Annotated in this window: 14 protein-coding genes; 9 read left to right on the forward strand and 5 right to left on the reverse strand. The window is 70.3% G+C overall.

Annotated elements, in window-relative coordinates:
* Positions 1 to 92: 92 nt before the first annotated feature.
* Positions 93 to 3,536, forward strand: a complete 3,444-nt coding sequence (locus QHF85_RS39090; RefSeq protein ID WP_281332517.1) for a serine/threonine-protein kinase — start codon at positions 93 to 95, stop codon at positions 3,534 to 3,536.
* A gap of 326 nt (positions 3,537 to 3,862) precedes the next feature.
* Here the strand turns inward: QHF85_RS39090 and QHF85_RS39095 are convergent, their stop codons facing one another.
* The 4 genes from QHF85_RS39095 to QHF85_RS39110 all read right to left on the reverse strand — a co-directional run bounded on the left by QHF85_RS39095 (position 3,863) and on the right by QHF85_RS39110 (position 10,961).
* Positions 3,863 to 6,151 carry an Rv1355c family protein gene (locus tag QHF85_RS39095; protein WP_281332518.1) on the reverse strand — a complete coding sequence of 763 codons (2,289 nt, stop codon included), beginning with the start codon at positions 6,149 to 6,151 and terminating at the stop codon, positions 3,863 to 3,865.
* Positions 6,148 to 8,928 carry a hypothetical protein gene (locus QHF85_RS39100; protein ID WP_281332519.1) on the reverse strand — a complete coding sequence of 927 codons (2,781 nt, stop codon included), beginning with the start codon at positions 8,926 to 8,928 and terminating at the stop codon, positions 6,148 to 6,150. The genes QHF85_RS39095 and QHF85_RS39100 overlap by 4 nt, the downstream gene beginning before the upstream one ends.
* A 397-nt stretch (positions 8,929 to 9,325) precedes the next feature.
* A complete protein-coding gene (locus QHF85_RS39105; RefSeq protein WP_281332520.1) occupies positions 9,326 to 9,790 on the reverse strand; it encodes a hypothetical protein in 465 nt (154 codons plus the stop codon).
* Positions 9,791 to 9,953: 163 nt separating this feature from the next.
* A complete protein-coding gene (locus QHF85_RS39110; RefSeq protein ID WP_281332521.1) occupies positions 9,954 to 10,961 on the reverse strand; it encodes a sigma-70 family RNA polymerase sigma factor in 1,008 nt (335 codons plus the stop codon).
* A 115-nt stretch (positions 10,962 to 11,076) separates the two neighbouring features.
* Between QHF85_RS39110 and QHF85_RS39115 the strand changes: the two genes are divergently transcribed.
* The 3 genes from QHF85_RS39115 to QHF85_RS39125 are packed head-to-tail and all read left to right on the forward strand — an operon-like array spanning position 11,077 to position 12,962.
* The gene (locus QHF85_RS39115) at positions 11,077 to 11,616 is read left to right on the forward strand and encodes a L,D-transpeptidase family protein (protein ID WP_281332522.1); all 540 of its coding nucleotides are present in this window, start codon (positions 11,077 to 11,079) and stop codon (positions 11,614 to 11,616) included.
* Between the two features lie 47 nt (positions 11,617 to 11,663).
* A complete protein-coding gene (locus QHF85_RS39120; protein WP_281332523.1) occupies positions 11,664 to 12,164 on the forward strand; it encodes an EVE domain-containing protein in 501 nt (166 codons plus the stop codon).
* A 33-nt stretch (positions 12,165 to 12,197) separates the two neighbouring features.
* Positions 12,198 to 12,962, forward strand: a complete 765-nt coding sequence (locus QHF85_RS39125; protein ID WP_281332524.1) for a hypothetical protein — start codon at positions 12,198 to 12,200, stop codon at positions 12,960 to 12,962.
* A gap of 347 nt (positions 12,963 to 13,309) precedes the next feature.
* Here the strand turns inward: QHF85_RS39125 and QHF85_RS39130 are convergent, their stop codons facing one another.
* Complete coding sequence (locus QHF85_RS39130) at positions 13,310 to 14,134, reverse strand: fatty acid desaturase (RefSeq protein WP_281332525.1); 825 nt, start codon at positions 14,132 to 14,134, stop codon at positions 13,310 to 13,312.
* 121 nt (positions 14,135 to 14,255) lie between these two features.
* Between QHF85_RS39130 and QHF85_RS39135 the strand changes: the two genes are divergently transcribed.
* The 5 genes from QHF85_RS39135 (at position 14,256) to QHF85_RS39155 (ending at position 20,965) form a co-directional block, all read left to right on the forward strand.
* Positions 14,256 to 15,170, forward strand: coding sequence for a fatty acid desaturase (locus QHF85_RS39135; protein WP_281332526.1), 915 nt, complete (start codon positions 14,256 to 14,258; stop codon positions 15,168 to 15,170).
* A gap of 1 nt (position 15,171) precedes the next feature.
* The gene (locus tag QHF85_RS39140; protein ID WP_281332527.1) at positions 15,172 to 16,026 is read left to right on the forward strand and encodes a hypothetical protein; all 855 of its coding nucleotides are present in this window, start codon (positions 15,172 to 15,174) and stop codon (positions 16,024 to 16,026) included.
* Positions 16,027 to 16,087: 61 nt separating this feature from the next.
* Positions 16,088 to 17,173, forward strand: a complete 1,086-nt coding sequence (locus tag QHF85_RS39145) for a 3-oxoacyl-[acyl-carrier-protein] synthase III C-terminal domain-containing protein (protein ID WP_281332528.1) — start codon at positions 16,088 to 16,090, stop codon at positions 17,171 to 17,173.
* Positions 17,170 to 18,276 carry an NAD(P)-binding protein gene (locus QHF85_RS39150; protein WP_281332529.1) on the forward strand — a complete coding sequence of 369 codons (1,107 nt, stop codon included), beginning with the start codon at positions 17,170 to 17,172 and terminating at the stop codon, positions 18,274 to 18,276. Before QHF85_RS39145 ends, QHF85_RS39150 begins: the two co-directional genes overlap by 4 nt.
* Before the next feature lie 184 nt (positions 18,277 to 18,460).
* Positions 18,461 to 20,965 (forward strand): MMPL family transporter, encoded by a 2,505-nt coding sequence (locus tag QHF85_RS39155; protein ID WP_281332530.1) that lies wholly within the window; start codon positions 18,461 to 18,463, stop codon positions 20,963 to 20,965.
* Positions 20,966 to 20,989 lie beyond the last annotated feature (24 nt).

The following is a 20,989-nucleotide window of genomic DNA, read 5'->3' on the forward strand; positions in this document are numbered from 1 at the left end:
CAAGCCCATGAAAATCTTCCGTTCGAGACGATGGTAAAAACGTTGCCCACGCTCCTCGTTCCGGGGAATGATCCGAAGCTAGAGGCAGACACTTGCGCGCGCGCGCCGAATTCCTCGACGGACTGCTCGAGCTCCACAGGTACGAAGATCGCAGCGCGCGCCGCAGCGTCTTCCGGCAGAGCATCGCCTCGCTCGCGATCGAGGCCTCGCTCGACGGCCCGCCGCCGCTCGACGGCCTGTCCGCCGATGCGCTGCTCGCGGGCATCCGCGTCGCGCTCGCCGACGGGCTCTTCGACGACCTCGGCTGGCTCGCGCCCGCGGCCGCGGCCGTCGCGCTCTACGAGATCACCGGCGCGCTCCCCCTCGGCCCGGAGCGGCGCGAGATCGGCCGCCGCGTCCTCGCCCAGCTCTACGACGGCAGCGCCGCCACGTTCGTCGCGCTCGCCACGCGCATGGCCCTCGGCAGCGCCCGCGCGCTCGCCGGCGCGCCCGTGCGCGCGCGAATCGCCCTCGCCCTGCAGCTCCCGGGCAGCGTCGACGTGCCGGTCGATCCACTCGCGCTCGCGCTCGTCTCGCGACGCGACCTCGCGCGCGACTGGGTCGGCGCCGCCTCCACCGGCTCGCTCCCCGAGCGCCGCCTCGCCGCGCGCCTGCTCGAACGCGCCGCGCGCGAGGCCGTCCGCCGCGCGAGCCAGGGCGACGACGACGCCTTGCGCCTCTTCCGCGGCCTCGGCGCCGATCCTCCCGCCTCGTCGAGCCGCGCCACCGCGCCCGACGTCGTCCTCGAGGCCTACCACCTGCTCCTCGCCGATCGCGAGACGCTCGTCTGGCGCCACGTCGCCGCCGCCCGCGGACTGCTCTCCGGCGCGCTCCCCGAGCTCGAGCGCGAGATCCGAAAAAACCTCGCGCCAAACCTCACGCCGACCGAGTGGCGCCGCGCCGCGACCTCGCTCGTCGCGAGCATCGCGGTCGACCCCGAGAACAACCTCGCCACGAGCCGCGATCTGCTCGCCTCGGGCCTCTTGCGCGAAGACCCCGGCCTCGCGATCGCGATGATCTGGGGCCTGCCGCGCGCCGCCGACGCCGAGCCCGAGGCGGCCGAAGCGCTGCTCGAAGCCATCACCGCCGCGCACCCGATCGCCGTCGCCGACAGCGTCTCCGATCTCCGCCTGGAGCTCGGCCCCGCGTTCGGCACGCGCGCCCGCGCCGCCTGTGTACAAGCCCTCGCCGTGAGCCTCGCCGCGCCGCAGACCGACGACGGCCTCACCGCGCTCGGCCAGAGCATCCTTCGCGACCTCGAAGGCCGCGAGCCCTCCGAGCTCGGCGCCACGGTGCGCAGCGCCGTCGACGCGTTCGTCGAGAGCGGCTCGCGCGAGGCCCACGCCCGCGCCCTCGCCGCCCTCGACCTCGCCGCGAGCACGCTCGACGCCCTCGACGCCCTCGACGCAGGCGCGAGCCCCACGCCCTCGGCGCGCGGCGGCCTCCCCATCAAACCGAGCGCCTTGCCGCCCGGCCTCCCGCAGACAAACCTCTCCCGTCGCGCCGCCGCCCGCCTCGTCCGCGAGCTCGATTCGAACCTGTACGAGTCCGGCGCGCTCCGCAGCCTGCTCCTGCTCGAACGACGCGGCTCGGGCACCGACGGCGCCGCTCCGGGCCTCGACGGCCTCGACGATCGCATCACGCGCTGGTTGCTCCGCGTCGAGGCGCACTCCCCGCCGGAAGGCACGCCCCCGCACGCCACGTTTCACCAGCGAAACCTGCGCGCCCTGCTCCACGTCGTCGACGGCGAGAGCGAAGGCGAAGGCAGCGACGACGCCGCCCGCGGCCGCGGCAAGCGGCGCCTGCTCGACACGTGCGACGTGCTCTCGAAGCGCCTCGTCGCCGAGCCCGGATCCCCCCTCCGCCGCGCCGTCGTCGCCACCGTCGCCCGCGCCTTCGACGCGCTCGTGCGCACACACGTCGCCGACGCCGCCGACGTCCTGCTCTTCGCCTGCATGCGGAGCGGCGATCCCGAGACGCTCGCGATCCTCGCCGAAGCGAGCGTGCACCCCGACCTCCGGCAGCTCCTCGCCTGCCAGTCCCGCTTCACCGAAGCCATCAACGCCGCCGCCGCCGATCGCGGCGCCGAGGAGCGCATGGACGCCGCCCTCGCCGCGCTCGAGTCCCTCGTCACGGAGCTGCCGCAAGGCGCCTCGCAGCGCACCGAGGCCTTACGCACCGCCCTCGCCCGCCTCGCCCGCAGCCTCGACGCCGTCCGCGCCGCGCGCGCCCTCGCCCCGCTCGCCGAGTCCGCCACGAAGGAAGGCTCTCCCCTCGTCTCCCTCGAAGACGCCCTCGTCGCACTCGCGCGCCTCACAGCCTCAGCGCGGCGCCGCTTCGGCGACGGCGAAAGCGACGAGACCCCGCACTCCACGATCCTCGGCGCCCACGCCCTCGCACTCGCCGCCGGCATGGCCCGCGAAGGCGGCGCCACACCCGAGCTCCAGGGCGCCATCGAAAAACTCGTCGGCGCCGCGCGCGCCTCGGTCCCGTCCCCGATCGCACTCGTCGCCTCGCTCGTCCTGCCGCGCCTCTGCACGCTCCCCGGCCAGCGCACCGGCGGCAGCGCAAGCGAGCCCGACGAGCTGCCCACGACCGATCTCCCCCTGCCCGCATGGCTGCCGCCACGACGCACCATCGGCGGCTACTTCGTCCACCGCAGGCTCGGCGGCGGCGCGATCGGGACGGTCTTCATCGTCACACGCGCCGAGGAGCGGCACGACCCGAACGCCGAACGTTTTGCCCTCAAAGTACCCGACTACGACGCCACAGCCGCACGCCGCGTCTCCGAAGCCGAGTTCTCGAAGCTCTTCCGCGAAGAAGCCGGCGCGCTGCTCTCGATGCCAGACCACCCGAACCTGCCACGCTTCGTGACATTCGACGCAGGCGCGCGGCCAAAACCAATCCTCGTGATGGAGCTCATCGAGGGCGTACGCGGCGATCAACTCATCGACAGCCGAAGCCTCACGATCCAGACCGCACTCGCCCTGCTCGACGGCGTGCTCGCCGGTCTCGAAGCGATGCACTCGGTGCGCATCGGCCACCTGGACGTGAAACCCTCGAACGTCATCCTGCGCGGTGGCAAGCACCCCGTGCTCGTCGACTTCGGCCTCGCCGGCCGTCACATCCGACCCGGCTGCGCCACCGCAAACTACGGCGCCCCCGAAGTCTGGGACGTCGTGCCCGAAGGCGCGACCGCGACGCCCCTCACAGCCGACATCTACAGCTTCGGCTGTCTCGCCTACGAGGCGCTCACCGGCGACACGCTCTTCGACGGTCCAAGCGACGTCGCCCTGATCTCAGCGCACCTGACGCACGACGGCCTCCCCCCAAAGATCCGCCGCCTGTCGCAAGGCCGGCTCGCCTCGGTCGGCATGTTCCTGTTCCAGTGCCTGCGCCACAACCCCGACCAACGCATGACCGCGACGTCCCTGCGAGCGGAGCTGCGACGCATCGCCCCCGAGATCACGCGCCTTCGTTGGCCGATCGCGGATTAGGTCTTGTCGAAGCGTCGCGCCGGGGCGCTGCCCCGGGCCCCGCGGGGGCTATCCGCCCCTCGACCCGGACCAGGGCCAGCCCTGGACCTTTTGGGGAAGAACTGCGCGATGCGCAGTTCTTCCCACAGGCCGCCGCTGGCACCGCGTCGCCCGTTGAACCGTCAGCGCGGCTGTCTCGGTTGGCAAGTTCGCCCGTGGTCTTGACCTGGCCGTTCGATGAACTGCGCATCGCGCAGTTCATCGACCCCGAGTCCAGCGCTTGCGCTGGTCCGGGTGCAGGGGCGGATAGCCCCTGCTGGGGCCTGGGGCAAAGCCCCAGCGAAACGCTACACGAACGTCAACACGTCCTCGACTGGCTTCCGCAGCGACCGCGCTGTGGGCGGCTCCGCTTTCGAGAGCCGGAACAGGAGGATCTCTGCGTGCCCCGCGGGCACGTCGAACACGCGCAGGAACCGCTGCCGGAGCTCGCCGAGCCGCTCGCGCACGACCGGCTCGAGACCCTTGCCTGCGCCGCGTTCGAGCCGCGCGAAGAGATACAGCATCGCCGCCCATGGCTGGATCGCGAGCCCTTGCGCGGTTGCCTCCAGCCATACGCGCTCGAGGGCTCGCCCGCCTTCGAAGTACGAGCGCGACGTCGCGCCTGGAAACACCACGAGCGCCATCGCGGAGGACGAGCCCACCGAGTACCGGGCGGACCTCGCGAGTGCCCCGCCGACGCCGATCTTCGACGCGAATTCCACGGCCTTCCACGTGGTCGCGAGCCGCACGGCTGCGAGGGCTGACGGCGGCGCGTCGAGCGTCAGCACGTCGAGCCCGTCCCGCGTCGTTCGTGCATCCTCCTCTGTCCAGCGCAGCTCGGCCGCCATCTCCTCGTTGTGCTTGCGGGACAGGAACATCATCCGATCGGCCTGCCCGAGGATCTCCCCGAGCTCCGCGAGCGCCGCTCGATCGGTCACGAGCACGAGCTTTCCGCCCCGCTCCTCCGCTGCCTCTGCGAGCCCCGCTGCTGCCCGCTCCGAGAGTGCGGCTCCCGTGCCGGGCTTGCGGTTCGTGCAGCGCGCGCCGAGCACCGCGCAGAGCGGATCGACCGCGTAGGACGAGTCGTCCACCCGGAAGACCACGTCGCATGCGGCGAGCGGGTCCTTCGAGTCCGAAACATCGACGACCTCGGCGGACAGGCCCATCGCGGGCGCGGCGAGGACCATGTTCTCCACGGCAGCGCCGAGCGCCACGAAGCTTGCCGTGCGCTGAAAATCGTTCAGCGTCCGCCCTGCGTCCGGCGACACCTTGCACCGCACGCGCCCGCCCTTCGCGACGAACCTCCACGGCTGCGCGTTTCCGCCGGACGGCGCGAGCACGCCGAAGCTCACGAGCCTCCGCACGTCCTCGCGCGTCACCGTGCGCTTCTCGGCGGGCCGCGCGAGCGGCGGCGCCTCCGGCGGCGGGAGCGGCTTTCGTGCGAGCGCTTCCTCGAGCGCTGCGTCGACCACCACCTCGGCCTCCCGCCCGTCCTTCACGATGACGTCGAGGTCCACGAAGTACCGCCCCGATTGCGTCAGCTCGCCGAGCAACACGCGCCGCGCCGCGTCGGTCGACACGGCGCCGCCGAGCATCGTCCCCGAGGCGAGCTGCGGCCACGACGTCGTCGTCTCCTCGACCTCGAGCATCGACGCACCGAGCCGCCCCTTGAGCGCGTCCGGGCCGATGATCCGGAGCACGATGGCCACCTTCTGCGCTGGCGTGAGCCCCTTCAGATCCGCCGCCGAGAGCCCCCGCAACAGCGAATGCAGCACCGGCCGATCCGGCTCCCGATCGAAGCGCTCGATATCGAGCATCCCCCGATCGTTCGTCTCCATCAGGACCGGGATCCCGTGCGCCCGCGCCCGCTCGCGCAGAAAGACCTTCGTGTACAGGTCGTCGCATTCCTCGATCACGAGATCGAGCTTGCCGCCCTCGGTCAGGAACGCCTCGACGTTCTCCTCGGTGATCCCCGACCGGAACACCTCGACCTGCACGAACGGGTCGATCTCGGCGATCGCCCGCGCCGCGATCACGCACTTGTGCAAGCCGATCTCGTGCACCCCGGCGCGCAGGCGGTTCATGTTCGACAGCGCGAGCTCGTCGAAGTCCGCGAGCTTGAGTCGGCCCCCCACGCCTTCGAGCGCGAGCGTCACCGCGCTCGCCTGCCCCACGGACAGCCCCACGACGCCGATCCGTTTGTCCCGGAGCCGCGCCTGCTCGTCGGGCGTGATCTTGTATCGATTGCGCGAAAAACGCAGCTCGCGATAATCGGCCTCGCCGAGCACGTGCACGAGCCGCCCGCTCCATGGGTAATGCACCCAGGTCCCGCGCTCCTCGGGCGGGCCGTCCCCGAGCGCGGCCCGCACCGCCTCGTCGAGCGCCGCGCCGCGTAGCCTCTGCTTGGGCGAGCGCGTCGCGCAGAGCTCGGCGAGCTGATCGACGTACCGATCGTGCACCTCGCGCACCTGCCCCGCGGCGACCAGCTCCTCGACCTTCCGGCGATCCCACGAATCGGCGAGCGAAAACAGCGCCGGCTGGTACGTCCCCTGATCCACCCCCGCGGCCAGCGCCGCGAGCCGCTCGGCGAGCTTCATTCCTTCCCCTGCTTCGGTTTGTAACGACCGATGGCCGTGAGCTCGTAGACGTGCTCCAGAAACTCCGGGAGGATCTGCGCCGATATCGCCCAGCAATTGCCCGGACCGAGATCCAGCATTTTGCAGCGCTCGATGTGGTCGCCGTCCGGGTGCTCGTGCATGTACACGAAGCTCGACTTCCCCCGCTGCCGATAGAACTGCCGCGCCTCGTCGATCAGCGGGACGAACGCCGCCCTGCCGCCGCGGCCGAGCTCGTAGAGGCGCACGCAATCGAGCAGCCGGAAGAGATTCGTCCCGGTCTCACCCGTCTCCACGATCGCCGCCGCCACGGGCACGCCCGCGCGCCGCGCCGTGAAGAACGCGCGCTCGCGCCCCATCCCGGCTTCCTTCCAGAGCCGCGCCGTCTCCCCGAGATCCGCCCGCTCTGGCGTGAGATCGAGCGCGTCGAGCAGCGCGGGAGTGTGGGTCTTGCCGAGCTCGTCGAGCAGCCACGCGGTCTCGAAGGGCGCCGCCGGCCCGACGTCGAATCGCTCGCCCGAAATCGCCTCGCTCGTCCCCGCCGATTGCGCTTCGAGCAGCCGGAACGGTTGGATCGCCGCGAGGCCCTGGTCCACGTAGGGACGCGCGAAATCGAGGTGCGCCATCGACCAGGGTACCTCGCCGTCGATGAACGCGAGCGCCCAGGTGAAGGCCGGATCGAGCTGCGGATACTCGAACGCCCGCAGATAGATGTCGCGCAGGATCTGCCGCACGTGCGCGACGCCGGGCGCCTTGCCCGGGCGCTTGGCGAGCTGATGGACGAGCCAGCTGCCGCTGAAAATCTTGGCCACCGAGAGCGAGGCCTCGATCCCGCGCTCCGAGGGCCACACGGCCTGGCAGATGATCCGCGGCGCCGCCGCCGCCCGCGCGCCGAACTCGAGGAACGTCTTCTTCAGCGGCTCGAATTGATCCGGCGTTTTACCGGACAAATTGAAATATCCCGATTGCTGGAGCAGGCTCCACATCGACTCCGGCGTCTCGGATCCGCCGAGCGTCTTTTCGTGGAGCTCCTGGCTCACGAGCCGCATCCACGGCCCCTCGTCCTTCGACGTCCGCGGCGCCACCTTGAGCCCGCACCGCGCCTTCGTGCCATTGCGCGCGGGCAGCACGTACCGCACCTCGCCGTGGATGTGCAGCGGCTCGTCGTCCCCCACGCAAACCTCGATGTCCGGCATCTCCAGGCCCGGGAACACGAGATCCTGGTCGGCGTCGATCTCGAAGCAAAGCCCCGCGAACGAGACGTCGAGCACCGGCCGCGCGGACACGGTCACCTCGGGCCATATCGGATGCTTGAACGTCGCCGTGATCGGGCGCTGCACCTTGCACCGCCGGAACCAGCGGTGCCGCACGCGCTCGATCCGCGTCGGCATCGCCGACGTCATCCGCCCGTCGGCATCGAACTCCGCCTTTTCGATGTGGATCCGGTGAATCGAGTTGTACCCGCCGAGATCGACGATGTACGGCGGCGGGCCCCAGTCGCGCGCCGATCGCCACACGACCCGCGTCTCCTCGCGCGCCTCGATCTTCTCGGCCTTGACCGGCACCTCCGACCCCACGACGAGCCCCTCGCTGCCCGCGTGAATCAGCGCGCGCAGGATCGCCCGCACCCGGCCCGGATCGTCGATCTGCTCGCGGACGCGCGACAGGCTCCGCGCGAGCTCCGCCTGCCCGACGACGTAGAGCTCCTGCAGAAGGCCGAGGATCTTCCGGCCGAGCTCCTGCGTGACGCGCTCGAACTGCACGCTGACGAGCACGCTGCCCTGCGGCCCCGAAGGCTCGATCGAGACCACCACGCCCTCGACCGGACCGACCGCGCCCTTGCCCGAGAGCATGTACGCCGTGACGCGCCCGCCGAGCCGCGGGATCAGCCCGTCGCCCGGGGAAAACCACACCGCCGAGGGCGAGAGCCGCACCACGGACGCCGGCAGGATCCAGCGCCCCTCCGTGCTCAGCGCGACCGCGCACGCCCCCTCGCGCAGCCGGTAGCCCGGCCCCGCCTCGCCGCTCACGCGCCGGAAGCGGACCGACGGCGGGCTCTCCGTGTAATCGGTCGAGCGCGGCGCCTCCGAGGGCCGCGGCGGCCGCATGTCCGACAGCCGCCGCGACGGGAACCGCACCGACGCCGGCGCCTCCCCGAGCGGCTCGTCCTCGCGCATCCCGAGCGCCGAACGCCCCTCGGCCGTCAGGCGCGGGAACCGCACCGACGCCGGCCCCTCGGAGAGCACGTCGTCCTCCCGCCCCGGCGCCCGCTCCGACGCCGACGGCGCGATCGACCGCGGGAACCGGAGCGACGGCGGCGGCTCCGCGAGCCCCTCGTCGTCACCGCGCAGGGCGAGCGGCGGCGCCGAGAGCGGCGGCCCCGAGAGAGGCCGCGGGAACCGGAGCGACGGCGGCGGCTCCGTCAAATGCTCGTCATCGCGCGGCGGCCCCCACGACGAATGCCGCGCCTCCTGCATCGCCCGCGGAAATCGCACCGACGGCGGCGGCTCGCTCAAACCGTCCTCGTCGCGCGGCGGCCCCCACGACGAGTGCCGTGCTTCTGGCATTGCCCGTGGAAATCGTACCGACGGCGGCGGCTCGCTCAAATGGTCCTCGTCGCGCGGCGGGCCCCACGACGAGTGCCGCGCCTCTGGCATTGCCCGCGCAAACCGCACCGACGGCGGCGGCTCGCTCCGGCGCTCCTCGTCCAGCATTCCGAGCGCCGCCCGACCATCCGCGGTGAGCCTGGGAAAACGCACCGACGAAGGTCCGTCCGACAACGGATTGACGCTTGGCGGGGCCGGCGACTCCGTGGTCGCGACGGGTCGTGGCTCACCGCCTGCGGCCGGCGCCCGTTCGCTGCTCACCCCTCACCCCCTCGGGGAGCCATCGGAGCACGGAAGCGCCGACTCTTCGCGTCAAGCAAGGTGCGATGCCTCCAGCGGTCTCACGTTCGGGCGACGAAAAGCCTCGGGGCCCGATCTCGGGTCCGAATTCGTCGTGGCCGGAGCGCGTCCACACGCGTTCGAGCCACGGACCAACACCCGTTTTTATCGAACGGCCCCCGGAGCGTCAAGGCCGTCGTCATGCGCGACCGTGTAATTGTCACCACCAACGGGGCCGCAAGTTCGTCCCCGGTCGTGGATCTCCGCGGGGTCAGCCTTCGTCCGGCATCGTCTTCGACGGCCCCGCGGCCTTGGCCTTCTTGAGCTGCATGCGGAGCGTCTGGACCGCGGTCTTCATCGCAATGTGATAGCGCGGTGGAACGTCGAGATACGTGAGGGCCTGATTGATGTGATCCGGCGGAAAAGCCGCATACGCATCGTGGTAAAACCACCGGAGCGCCGTGAGCACGCCGCGGACGAACGACGACGCGGTGACGGTCGCCACCTTCGGCTCTTTCTTGTTCGGCACGTAGGTCGGCGAGGCGCGCAGCTCATCGATGCGCATTTTCATGCGCTTACGCTGCGACGCCGTCGGAGCTCCCCCATCCGTTACGATGAGAATGGACACATACGTGTAGTGCAGCAGCCATTCGTCCCACTCCTCGTCGGTGGGCGCCATGGCGTTGTGGACGAGGACGAAGTAGTCGCCCACTTTCTGGAAGGCCATGTTCTTCATCCAGATCGCTCCAGCCGCACCACCGACGCAACGCTACCGACCGCTCCTCGCCTCGGTCAGCGTACAGGAGGGCCGAAAGCTTGGCAAGCAAGGGCCAAGCCCCGCGGGTTTCGCCGGACAAGACACCACCCGGGACTTCAGGCACGTGAAAACGGACCCTGGCTCACTTCTTCAGGAACCCGTCGTCACCTTTCTTGCGTTGATCCTTCGGTGAGGGCTTGGTTTTCTCGTTCTCCGTTCCCCGATCCAGGAGATCCGGATCGATCTTCTGCTTCTTGCTCGTCGACACCGGCTTCGGCGCCGGCGCGACCTTCTTCGGCGCCGGCGCTTTCTCGTCGATCTCGCCCTTCTCGCTCTTGGTCTCGCGCGGCGTCGACGTCGGCACCGGCGGCGGCTCCGTGAGCGCCCGACGCGCCCGCTCGCGCGCCGCCTGCACCTCCGGCGCCTCGTCCCCGGTCGGATCGAGCTGCCTCGCCGCGTCGAGCTCGTCCACGCAGATCCGGTAAGACCCGCGCTCGCACCACCAGAGCGCGTCCGCCCGGAGCGCCTTCGCCCTGTCGAGCGGCGTATCCGGCGGCGCCGGCACCCGGTCCGGCAGCGGCACGATCGCCTCCGGATCCTCGGCGTCCCGCGCCACCCGCCAAAGCACCACCGCGAGGACCGCGAGCGCCGCCACGGCCGCGAGCTCCGCGAGCCACCGCTCCTTCATCCAGCGCCGCATGCGCGACACGCGTTGCCGGACGCGCGCCGCCGGGACCTTCTCCTCCTCGGCGATGCTCTCGAGCTTCTCGCCCTCCCCTTCCCGCGCCATCCACGCGAGCGTCTTCTTCGCCTCCTCCGTCGCCGGGGCCTGCCGCTCGGCCCAGCGGAGGAGCGCCTCCTCCTCGACGGGCGGCGGGCTCGCCACGAGCTCGGGCGGATCGCGCACTTCCTCGCGCGCGGTGCGCCGGTGCGCGTCCGCGACCTTGTGCCGCGCGATCCCGAGCAGGTACTTGCGCAGCTCCGTCCGGTCCTCCGGCCGGTTCTTCGCGGTGAGCGCCTCGCAGAGGACCGTCTGGACGATATCGTCGGCGTCCGCGGGCGAGACGCGGCGGCGCACGAAATCGAGCAAGAATCGCCGCAGCTCCGGATCCGCGAGCGGCGCGGAAAGCCTCGGTTCGTCCATGGTCATCGGAGCGCTCATCGCCCCCTCATCGGAGAACGTACCTGGAGTGTGACAGGCGAAAAAATGTTTTTTTCACGCGGCCCGATCGTCACGATCGCCCGGGGCTCCTCGACACCGGGGCATGAACGCTCTGCTTGCGCTGCTCCTGCTCCCCACGGTCCTCTTCCCTTCTCCGCTGCCGGGCGCGCCGGCCGCAAAGCCTGGCAAACCCGCGGACGAGGTCGCCTCGCTCATCCGCGTCGACAAGAGCGATCACCGCCTCGACCTCATCGCCCAGGGCGGCCGCGTGCTCAAGACGTACAAGGTCGCGATCGGCAGCGGCGGCGCCGGCCCCAAGCGTTTCGAGGGCGACAAGGTCACGCCCGTCGGCACCTACCACGTGAAGGGCCGCTTCAAGGGCCTGTTCCACCAGTTCCTGAACGTGACGTATCCAAACGACGAGGACCGCGCGCGGTTCGCCGATCTCAAGCGCCGCGGCGAGGTCCCGCCCGGCCGCACCGTCGGCTTTGGCATCGGCATCCACGGCGTCGGTCAGCGCGACTGGAACGGCGTGCACAAGCAATCGGACTGGACGCACGGCTGCATCGCGCTCGACGACGCCGAAATCGACGAGCTCTCCCGCCTCGTCCCCGACGACACCACGCTCATCATCACCGACTGATTCCTGTTGAGGGGTCCGGGCGCGGGCTGTATGGTCCGGACGAACGGATGACGACGGAGAAGCATTACTGGCTCGTCAAGAGCGAGCCTTACAAATACTCGTTCGCCCAGCTCCTCGCCGACAAGCGGGCCGTCTGGGACGGCGTGCGCAACTACGAGGCCCGGAACAACCTGCGCGCCATGAAGAAGGGCGATCTCCTGCTCTTCTATCACTCGAACGAGGGCAAAGCCGTCGTCGGGATCGCCCGCGTCGCCCGCGAGGCCTACCCAGACCCCACCGCCGCAGGCGAAGACTGGAGCGCCATCGACGTCGAGCCCGTCGTCGCGCTCAAGGCCCACGTCGAGCTCGACGTCATCAAAAGCGACCCGTCCCTGACCGACATCGCCCTGCTCAAGCGCTCGCGTCTCAGCGTCGTCCCCGTCTCCAAAGAGCACTTCGACCACGTGCTCACGCTCGGAAAAACAAAGCTCTCGGTCGAAGGGCAGCGGCCCCGCACGCGCAAGCCGAGCGCCGCCCCCGCCCCCGCAAAGAAAACGCGCCGGACTTGACGAAAGCCCCCACCCGGGGCGACGCTGCGCGCCGTGATCCGCCCCAGCCTGCGCCCGCGCTCCGCGTTCGCCGTCGCCGCACTCCTCGCGGCCTCCCTCGCCGCTTGCTCCAACACCCAGGTCCCTTCCACCCTCACGGGTGAACCCGTCTGCGCCGATTTCACGCTCGGCGGGGCGACCAACAAGATGCGCGGCGGCCTGCGCCAGCCCGTCCGGGTCACGGTCCTCGACGACGACGAGAAAGTCGCGCACGCCCTCATCCTGGGCAAGCGCGCCGAAGGCGATCCCGGCGTGCGGCTCGTCCTGCCGGACAAGGATGCCGAGTACAAGGTCGAGTGGTCGCAGTGCAGCAACGAGCGCGCCTCCGTGCCACTCCGCGCAGGCAAGACGCCCGAGCGTGAGCTGACGACCTACGAGTGCGGCGAGGCCAAAGCCTACAAAACCGAGACGCTCATCACGAAAAAGGGCGATCGCGCCTCGCACACGCTCACCTTCCAGCCCCCGCCGAACCCGTCCTGCTGGACAGACGAGCGCCCCGCCGAAGAGCCCCCGAAGCCCGCCCCCGAAGCCGCCCCGCCCCCCGAGCCAGCCGACGCAGGCGCCGAAGACGCCGCAACGGACGCCGCCCCAGCCGACGCAGGCGACGCCGGCACGGACGCAGGAGCCGCGAAGCCCCCGGAGAAACCGGCCGACGGCACGAAGGACAAACCGACCGAAGCGCCAAAGACCGAAGCGCCCAAGCCCGCGCCTCTAGGCCCGAAGCCGCCCGAGGGCCCGAAGCCCGCGGCGACGCAGTAGTACAGATTTCGTCGGGAGGCCGTTTCGCTGGGGCGTTGCCCCAGGCCCCACCAGGAGCTATCCGCTCCTGGACCTGGACCAGCGCAAGCGCTGGACTCGGGGTCGATGAACTGCGCGATGCGCAGTTCATCGAACGGGCCGATTCAAGACTGCAGGCGATCCTGCCAAGCAAGACGGCAGCGTTGACGGTTCGACCGGCAAGGCGGTATCACCACCGGCCTGTGGGAAGAACTGCGCATCGCGCAGTTCTTCCCCCTGAGGTCCAGGGCTGGCCCTGGTTCGGGTCGAGGGGCGAACAGCCCCCGCGGGGCCCGGGGCAGCGCCCCGGCGCGGCGGCTCCCAGCAGCTCAGCCTCGGCCTGGCGGCGGCGTGATCGGCAAGCTCGGTTGAAGCTTTGCTGGATTGAACATGCCTGCGCGCTTGTGGTGGTTTGCGTGCATGTAAATGCCGAACCACAGCCAGTTGCCGATTTTGTAATAGCCGTGGTCGAGGTTCACCGGCTTGAAGTCGCTGTTCGGCGAGAATGCGTTGTGCGTCGACCAGTTGAAGTGCACGAGGTGGAAGAAGCCTACGAGCGACGACGGGATGAACAGGAAGAGGAATCCCACCTTCCCGAGGAACAGGTACCACGTCGCGATCAGGAGCAGGTTCGTCCCGTAACTCACGTACGCCCGCAGCCGCTCGTATCGACGGTTCTCGGGCGTGTCGCCGTACAGATCGAAATAGATCTGCTGGAGCTGATGCTCCACGTTTACGATCGTAGCGAACAGAAACTTGAAGTAGCTCGGGAGCACCGGGTGCGGGTCCTTTGCCACGTCGTCCGAGTACCGGTGGTGCCGCTGGTGGATCACTTCCCATGATGCGAACCGGGTCAGCACCACCATCCCGCAGAGCTCGCCCACGATCCGGTTGATCGGGCGTGGGAAGTTGTTGTGGGTCGCGTTGTGGATGAAGACGCTGCACAGGATCTGCAGGTGGCAGGCCAGCGGCAGCACCATCCACAGGCGATCGTCCCAGGTCGGCACGAGCCCGCGGAAGCCTGTCGTCACCATGAGCGCGACCAGCGCGCCGCACAGGACGAGGTAAAAACCGTCGTACCACAGGTAAAAATAGCGGTTTCGACGGAGTTGCGTGAAGGGTAAGGAGGTAAGGGTCGAGGCGATGGCAGTCACGGCGTTCTTCCGTCTCGGATAATACAAATCCGTCCGTTCGTCCATGATTGTCGACCGGCCTGGACGGATGGTAGAAGGCGGAGCCGTGTCCTCTTCGCTTCCTGTCCGAGGGCCTTGGCTGGTGAAGCACCTGGCTGAATGGCGGCAGATCGGCATCGTGGCGGCCTACATGGGCGTCCTTGCCTCGATGGTCTTCGTGCCGTCTTGCCGGAACGTCTTCTTCCTCGCCGCGGCCTGTTATCTGAGCTTCCTCAACACGGTGGTCATCCACAACCACCTGCACCAGGGCATCTTTCAGAGCCGCCGGCTCAACATGCTCTTCCGCGTCGTGCTGAGCTTCGGCGCGCTCTACCCGGCGTCTGCGAACATCCCCTCGCACAACCTCGTGCACCACCACTTCGAGGACGACGGCAAGCCTGACTGGGCTGCGCCGAGCCACGTCTCGTTTCGGTGGAACCTGCTCAACCTGATCCACTTCCCCAACGTCGCCGGCCCGAACACCTTTGCCGGCGTCTCGCGCTGGGCCCGCATCAAGGGCCGCGAGGACTTCGTGCGGCAGTACCTCGTCGAGCAGGTCGTTGCGTTTGGCCTGACCGGCGCGCTGCTCGTCTACGACGTCTGGACGACGCTCTTCTTCGTCCTCGTCCCGCAGCTCTATGGCGCTCGCTGCATCCTGCGCATCAACCTCATCCAGCACGATCGCTGCGACACCACGAGCGAATGGAACCACTCGCGGAACTTCGTCGGTCGCGCCTTCAACTGGGTGATGTGCAACAACGGCTACCACACCATCCACCACAATCGCGCCGGCTTGCACTGGTCCGCGCTCGCCGACGCGCACCAGCGCGAGGTCGTCCCCCGCGTCGATCCGAGCCTCGACGAGCCGAGCATGGTCCTCTACTTGCTCCGCACCTACCTGTTCCGCCCCTCGCGCCCGCGGATGCGCGACGTCGCCAAGGCCGAGGCGGAGAGCCCGCAGATCGAGCTGGCCCCGCGGGAGGTTCGCCGCGCCGAGGCCGAAGCCGCGAGCGCATGACGTGATCACGAAACCCCTGCCCTACGAGCTCATGGGCCTCTTCGTCCTCGGGGTCCTCTGGGTGAACACGCTGCTCGTCGTCGCCGCGGCGTACAAAGAGATCGCGGCCCTCTCCGCGTTCGCGCGCCGCCTCGTCCCCCTCGGCGCGAACAGCGATGGCACGGGGCTCTTGATCGGCCGCGTGACGCGCGGCGACGGCGACGGCCGGTCCCTCGCGGCGCACGTCGTCCCGCAGGTCGGCAGGCTCGCGCGGGGGGACGAGCCCGTCGTGTTGTTCGAGGATCGACCCGCGGAGGGAGCGTCGTTCGGCGGGGCGATCGAAGCGGAGGGACGCACGATCGAGATCCCGCCGCTCACGGGCCCCGGCGTCGAGGTCTGGCACGGCCCGGACGCGCTCTCGGCCGCTGCCGCGTGCCCCTCGCCCGAGGCCTTCGACGCAGCCCTGCCCGACGCCAAAAAGGCCCGCGGCTTTTCTCGCAAGGTCACGGCGACCATCCCCGAAGGCCAGATCCTCTACGCGTTCGGCGCCCTCCGCAAGGACGGCGCGACGCCGCGCCTCGCGCCTGCCGAGGACGGCACGCTCCTCCTCTCGACGATCGATCCACGATCCTTTTGTGCTCAAAAGGCCCGCCTCGGCTGGCTCTTCCTCGCCGGGGTCCTCGCGCTCGCCGCGGGCGTGACGGCGCTCGCCCTGCACGAGCCTCTCGTGTCGACGACGAGCAAGCTCGGTGGCGCGCTCGGCCTCGCGTTTTTCTTGCTCGTGCAGCCCGCCGGGACCGGCCTCCGCGATGCCCTCGCGCGCCCGAGCGCCGCGGCCTTGCGCGGCGAATGGCGCCGCCCCGGACGCCGCGGCTGATCCGTGCGCCCCCTGCCCACGCGCCTCCCGCGCACGAAATTTGCCGCTGTCGCCTGCTCGAATGGCGATCATCGAACAGACGTGGACGTTCTTTCCGGGGCGCTCGTACAGCCAGAACGAGCTCTCCGAGGCGCTCCCCCGGTGGCTCGATGGACGCGCCCTCGGGCTCGCCCGACAGCTCTTTCGGCGGAGCGCCGTCGAGAAGCGCAGCCTGGTCATCACCCCGGAGGAGCTGCTCTCCGTGGGCCGCTCGTTCGCCGCGAAAAACGAACTCTACCGCACCACCGTCCGTGACGCCTGCGGCGCGCTCTCGCGGCGCATCGCCGAGGGGACGACCGAGGACGAGCGCGAGAGCATCGACCTCGTCATCACGGCGTCTTGCACGGGATTCCAGATTCCTGCGATGGACGCGACGCTCGTCGCGGCGCTCTCGCTCTCGCCGAACGTCCGCCGCATCAACCTCACGCAGCACGGCTGCGCGGGCGGCGCCGCGGCGCTCGCGATCGCGCACGAATGGCTCGCCGGCCACCCGCATGCCCGCGCCCTCGTCGTGTGCGTCGAGCTCTGCTCGCTCACGTTCTTGCCCGAGGATCGGAGCGAGGAAAACCTGGTATCCGCGGCGATCTTCGGCGATGGCGCCGCCGCCGTCGTCCTCGCGGGCGAGCGGGCCGAGCGGCAGAACCCGCGGGCGCCGTCGCTCCGGGTCCGCGACACCTTCCGCGAGCTCTTCGCGTGCACCGAGCACTTCATGGGGTTCGAGGTCCGCGACGAGGGCCTCAAGATCAAGCTCTCGCGCGACGTCGTCGCCTTCGCCGAACGCTCCTTGCCGGACCTCTTCTCGCGGGCGCTCCGGCGGTTCGACGTCTCCGATCCGAGCCGCCTCTCGTTCGGCGCGGTGCACCCCGGCGGCAGGCGCGTGCTCGAGGCGCTCGAGGATCACGCGCGTTTTCCGAAGAGCGTCACGCGCACGAGCTGGGACACGCTCGCGCGGCACGGCAACATGTCCTCGGTCACGGTGCTCGTCGCGCTCGATCAGCTCCTGCACGAGCCCGCGCCGCTCGGGCCGGGCGCGCTTGGCCTCGTCACGGCGTTCGGCCCTGGGTTCTGCGCGGAGATCGGCCTCCTGGAGACCACCGCCGGCCGATGACCGAACGAGGTCCCCTCGGCGTCGTCGGAGGAGGGCTCGCGGGCCTCGCTGCGGCCATCACGGCGGCCCAGCGCGGCCGCGAGGTCGTCGTCTGGGAGAGCGGCGCGATCGGACGCGACAAGGTCTGTGGCGAGTTCCTCTCGCCCGAGGCCGAAGACGATCTCGACGCCCTCGGCTGCGGCGACCTCGGCGCCGCGCTCTCGCCCGCGCGGCTCCGCACCGTGGCCCTCTTCGGCGCCGGCGGCGCGCGCCTCGATCTCGCGCTCCCGGGCCGCCCGGCGCTCGGCGTCACGCGCGCGGCCCTCGAGGCCTTCCTCGCCCGCCGCGCGCGGGACGCGGGCGCGACCGTCCTCGAACGCGCGCCCGTCCGCGCGATCGCCCCGCGGCCGCCCGGCGCGCTCGAAATCCAGAGCCCGGCCGGCGCGCGCGCCGTCGCGGGCCTCGTGCTGTCCATGGGCAAACGCTCCACGCTCGACGCCCCGCTCGATTTGCCGCGCGCGCGGGCCGAGCGCCCGAGCTTCGTCGCCCTCAAGGCCTACTGCGCGCCCGCGCGCCTCGAAGCCGACGTCGAGCTCTACCTCGTGCCGGGCGGGTACGTCGGCGTGAACCCCGTCGAGGATGGCCGCATCGGCGTTTGCGCCCTCCTCGCCGACGACGCGCGCCCTGTGTGGTCCACCCTCGAAGACCACGCGGCGCGCCACCCGGCGCTCGAAAGGCGCCTCGCCGCCCTCGGCGCGCCCTCGGAAAAACCCCGCGGCCTCGCTCGCTTCGGGTTCGGCGCGCAGGCCGTCGCGCGCGCCTGCCCCACGACGGGCGTCCCCTTGCTCTTTGCTGGCGACGCGGCGCGCCTCGTCCCCTCGTTCACGGGCGACGGCATGGCCATCGCGCTCCAGAGCGGCCGCCTCGCCTCCCTCGCGAGCTTCGCGCCCGACCCGATCCACGCCTACCGCCGCGCCTTCTCGCGCGCCTTCTCGGCTCGCTTCCGGGCCGCCGGCGCGCTCCACGGCCTCTTCCTCCGCCCGCCCTTGTTCGAACTGCTCGCGCCGCTCGTGGGTCGCGCGCCGCGCCTCGTCGACATGCTGTACCGCGCCACACGCGGATGAGCCTGCGCGAAGCCCTTTTTCGCGACGCCGCGCGCGGGTTTGGGGGTGAGGATCCGCCTGTTTTGCACTATACCGGCGCCCCCACCATTCCCTTGCTCCTCCGAGGTTTGCCCTGAGCGCCGAACCTTCCGCCTCGCCGCCGCCGCGCCCTTCGTCCGAGCGTCTCTTCGACCGACTCGGCCGCTTGCAGTTCGAACGCCCGCTCGTGCCGCTCCTCGTCGCGGCGGCGCTCACGATCGTCTCGGTGGTCCTCGCCTTGCGATTGACCATCCAGACCGGCTTCGACTCGCTCCTGCCCTCGTCACGCCCGAGCGTGCAGGAGCTCCATCGGGTCGCCACGCGCACGGCGGGCGTCTCCACGCTCTTCATCGTCCTCGAAGGCGGCCCGGACACGCCCACGGAGGCGCTGCGCAAGGCCGGCGACGCGCTCGTCCCGGCCATCGCCGCCGTCGGCCCGCCCTGGGTCGGCAGCGTCGAGGACGGCGTCCAGGAGGCGCGCGCCTTCCTCTCGCCCCGCGCCGGGCTGTATGCGGACACGAAGGACCTCGAAGGCCTGCGCGACGACATCGAGGCGCGTTATGCCTACGAGGTCAGCAAGGCGACGGGCACCTTGCTCGACGAAAGCGAAGAGCCCCCGGCCCTCGACGCCGCGAGCATCAAGAAGCGCTTCAAGCTCGGGACCGACGCGGCTTCGACGACCGGCAGCTCCGCTAAGACGAGCGGAGAAGCGCCCGAGGACCCCCTCGATCGTTTCCCCGACGGCTATTACCAGTCGAAGGACGGTAAGACGCTCGTCGTCGCGGTCCGCTCCAAGGTCATCGGCAGCGATTTCGAGCGCGGCAGCGAGGCTCTGCGCCGCATCCGCGAGGCCGTCGCTCGGGTGAACCCCGCCTCGTTCCACCCCGAGATCCGTTATGGATTCGGCGGCGATCTCCAGACGGGCATCTCCGAGTTCGCCGCGATCAACGCGGACCTCACCGAGGTCGGCCTCTTCGGGGCCGTGTTGCTCGCGGGCGTCGTGTTCCTCTATTACCTCCGCGTCCGCACGCTCTTCGCCATGCTGATCACCATCGGCATCGGCGTCGCGTGGACGTTCGGCGTGACCGAGCTCTTGATTGGCCATTTGAACATGGCCACCGGGTTTCTCTTCACGATCGTCGCGGGCAACGGCATCAATTTCAGCATCATCTACATGGCGAGGTACCTCGAGGCGCGCAGGGACAAGGTCCCGCTCGCCGAGGCGCTCGACCTCGCGCGTCGGGACACGTGGCGCCCCACGCTCACCGCGGCCGCCGCGGCCGGCGCGGCGTACGGATCGCTCGTCGCCACCGAGTTCCGTGGCTTCCGCGATTTCGGCGTCATCGGCGGCATCGGCATGCTCCTCTGCTGGATCGCGACCTACCTCGCCCTGCCGAGCATCCTCACGCTCATGGAGCGGCTCCTGCCGCTCGATCGCGAGGCCAAGGGCTTCTGGGGCCGCATCCAGCGCGCCACGCAGGGCGGCATCGCGTTCGGCCGTCCTTTCGCGGCCCTCGCCGAGCGCGCCCCTCGCCTGCTCACGGTCGTCGGCGTCGCCGTGGCCCTCGCCGGCACCCTGGCGGCGGTCTCCTACGTGAAGAGCGACCCGATGGAGTACGACCTCCGCAACCTGCGCACCGACGCGAGCAGGCGGGCCGAGGAGATCCGCCTGAGCCAGCTCGCCGAGCAGATCACGGGGTACGTCGGGACGGACGGCATGGCGATCCTCGTCGATCGCCCCGAGCAGGTCGAGCCTCTGCGCGAGGCGCTCTACGCGAAGCGCGACGCCGCGCCTCCGGGGGAAAAACCCTTCGAGAAGGTCCACGCGCTCCAGGACTTCGTCCCCGCGGCGCAGGCCGAGAAGATCCCGATCCTCGAAGAGATCAAACAAAAGGTCCTGAAGGCGCGGCGCCGCGGCGTCATTCCGGACGCGGACTGGACGACGATCGCAGAGCTCCTGCCCCCGGACGACTTGAAGCCGTTCGGCATCGAGGACCTGCCCGCGGGCCTCGCGCGGGCGTTCACCGAGACCGACGGCACGCGTGGCCGCATCGTCTACATCAGCCCGACCGAGGGCGCATCCGTCGACGACGCCCATTACATCTTTCGCTGGGCGAACGCGTATCGGCGCACCGTCTTGCCGGACGGCAGCGTGATCCTCGGCTCGGGCCGCGCGGTCATTTATGCGGACATGTGGACCGCCGTCATCGACGACGTCCCGCCCGCGGTGCTCCTCTCGCTCCTCGGCACGATCCTCGCGGTGCTCGTCGCGTTCCGCCGCGGCCGGCCCTCGGTCTACGTGCTCGCCGCGCTGCTCGTCGGCATCGGCTGGATGGCGCTCGCGCTCGTCGTGATGAAGGTCAAGCTCAACTTCTTGAACTTCATTGCATTGCCGCTGACCTTCGGGATCGGCGTCGATTACGCGGTAAATATCGTGCAGCGCTATACCCAGGAGGGCACGGGCGGCGCGATCGCCGCGGTGCGCGAGACGGGCGGAGCGGTCGTGCTCTGCAGCCTGACCACGGCGCTCGGGTACATGGCGCTCGTGCGTTCGGATAATTTCGCTGTGCGCAGCATGGGCGTCGCCGCGGTCATCGGCGAGGTCACCTGCCTCTTCGCCGCCGTGATCGTCCTGCCCGCGGCGCTCGTGTGGATGGATCGGAAGCGCTAACGAACGCTTCCCTTCGCGGCCGGC

The organism is Polyangium sp. 6x1 (assembly GCF_029946515.1).
Lineage (GTDB): Bacteria > Myxococcota_A > Polyangia > Polyangiales > Polyangiaceae > Polyangium.

Coding starts and splice junctions, on each gene's coding strand:
- QHF85_RS39095 (WP_281332518.1), bottom strand. CDS start 6,151: ATGAAGCTCGCCGAGCGGCTCGCGGCGCTGGCCGCGGGGGTGGATCAG.
- QHF85_RS39105 (WP_281332520.1), bottom strand. CDS start 9,790: ATGAAGAACATGGCCTTCCAGAAAGTGGGCGACTACTTCGTCCTCGTC.
- QHF85_RS39110 (WP_281332521.1), bottom strand. CDS start 10,961: ATGACCATGGACGAACCGAGGCTTTCCGCGCCGCTCGCGGATCCGGAG.
- QHF85_RS39115 (WP_281332522.1), top strand. CDS start 11,077: ATGAACGCTCTGCTTGCGCTGCTCCTGCTCCCCACGGTCCTCTTCCCT.
- QHF85_RS39120 (WP_281332523.1), top strand. CDS start 11,664: ATGACGACGGAGAAGCATTACTGGCTCGTCAAGAGCGAGCCTTACAAA.
- QHF85_RS39145 (WP_281332528.1), top strand. CDS start 16,088: ATGGCGATCATCGAACAGACGTGGACGTTCTTTCCGGGGCGCTCGTAC.
- QHF85_RS39150 (WP_281332529.1), top strand. CDS start 17,170: ATGACCGAACGAGGTCCCCTCGGCGTCGTCGGAGGAGGGCTCGCGGGC.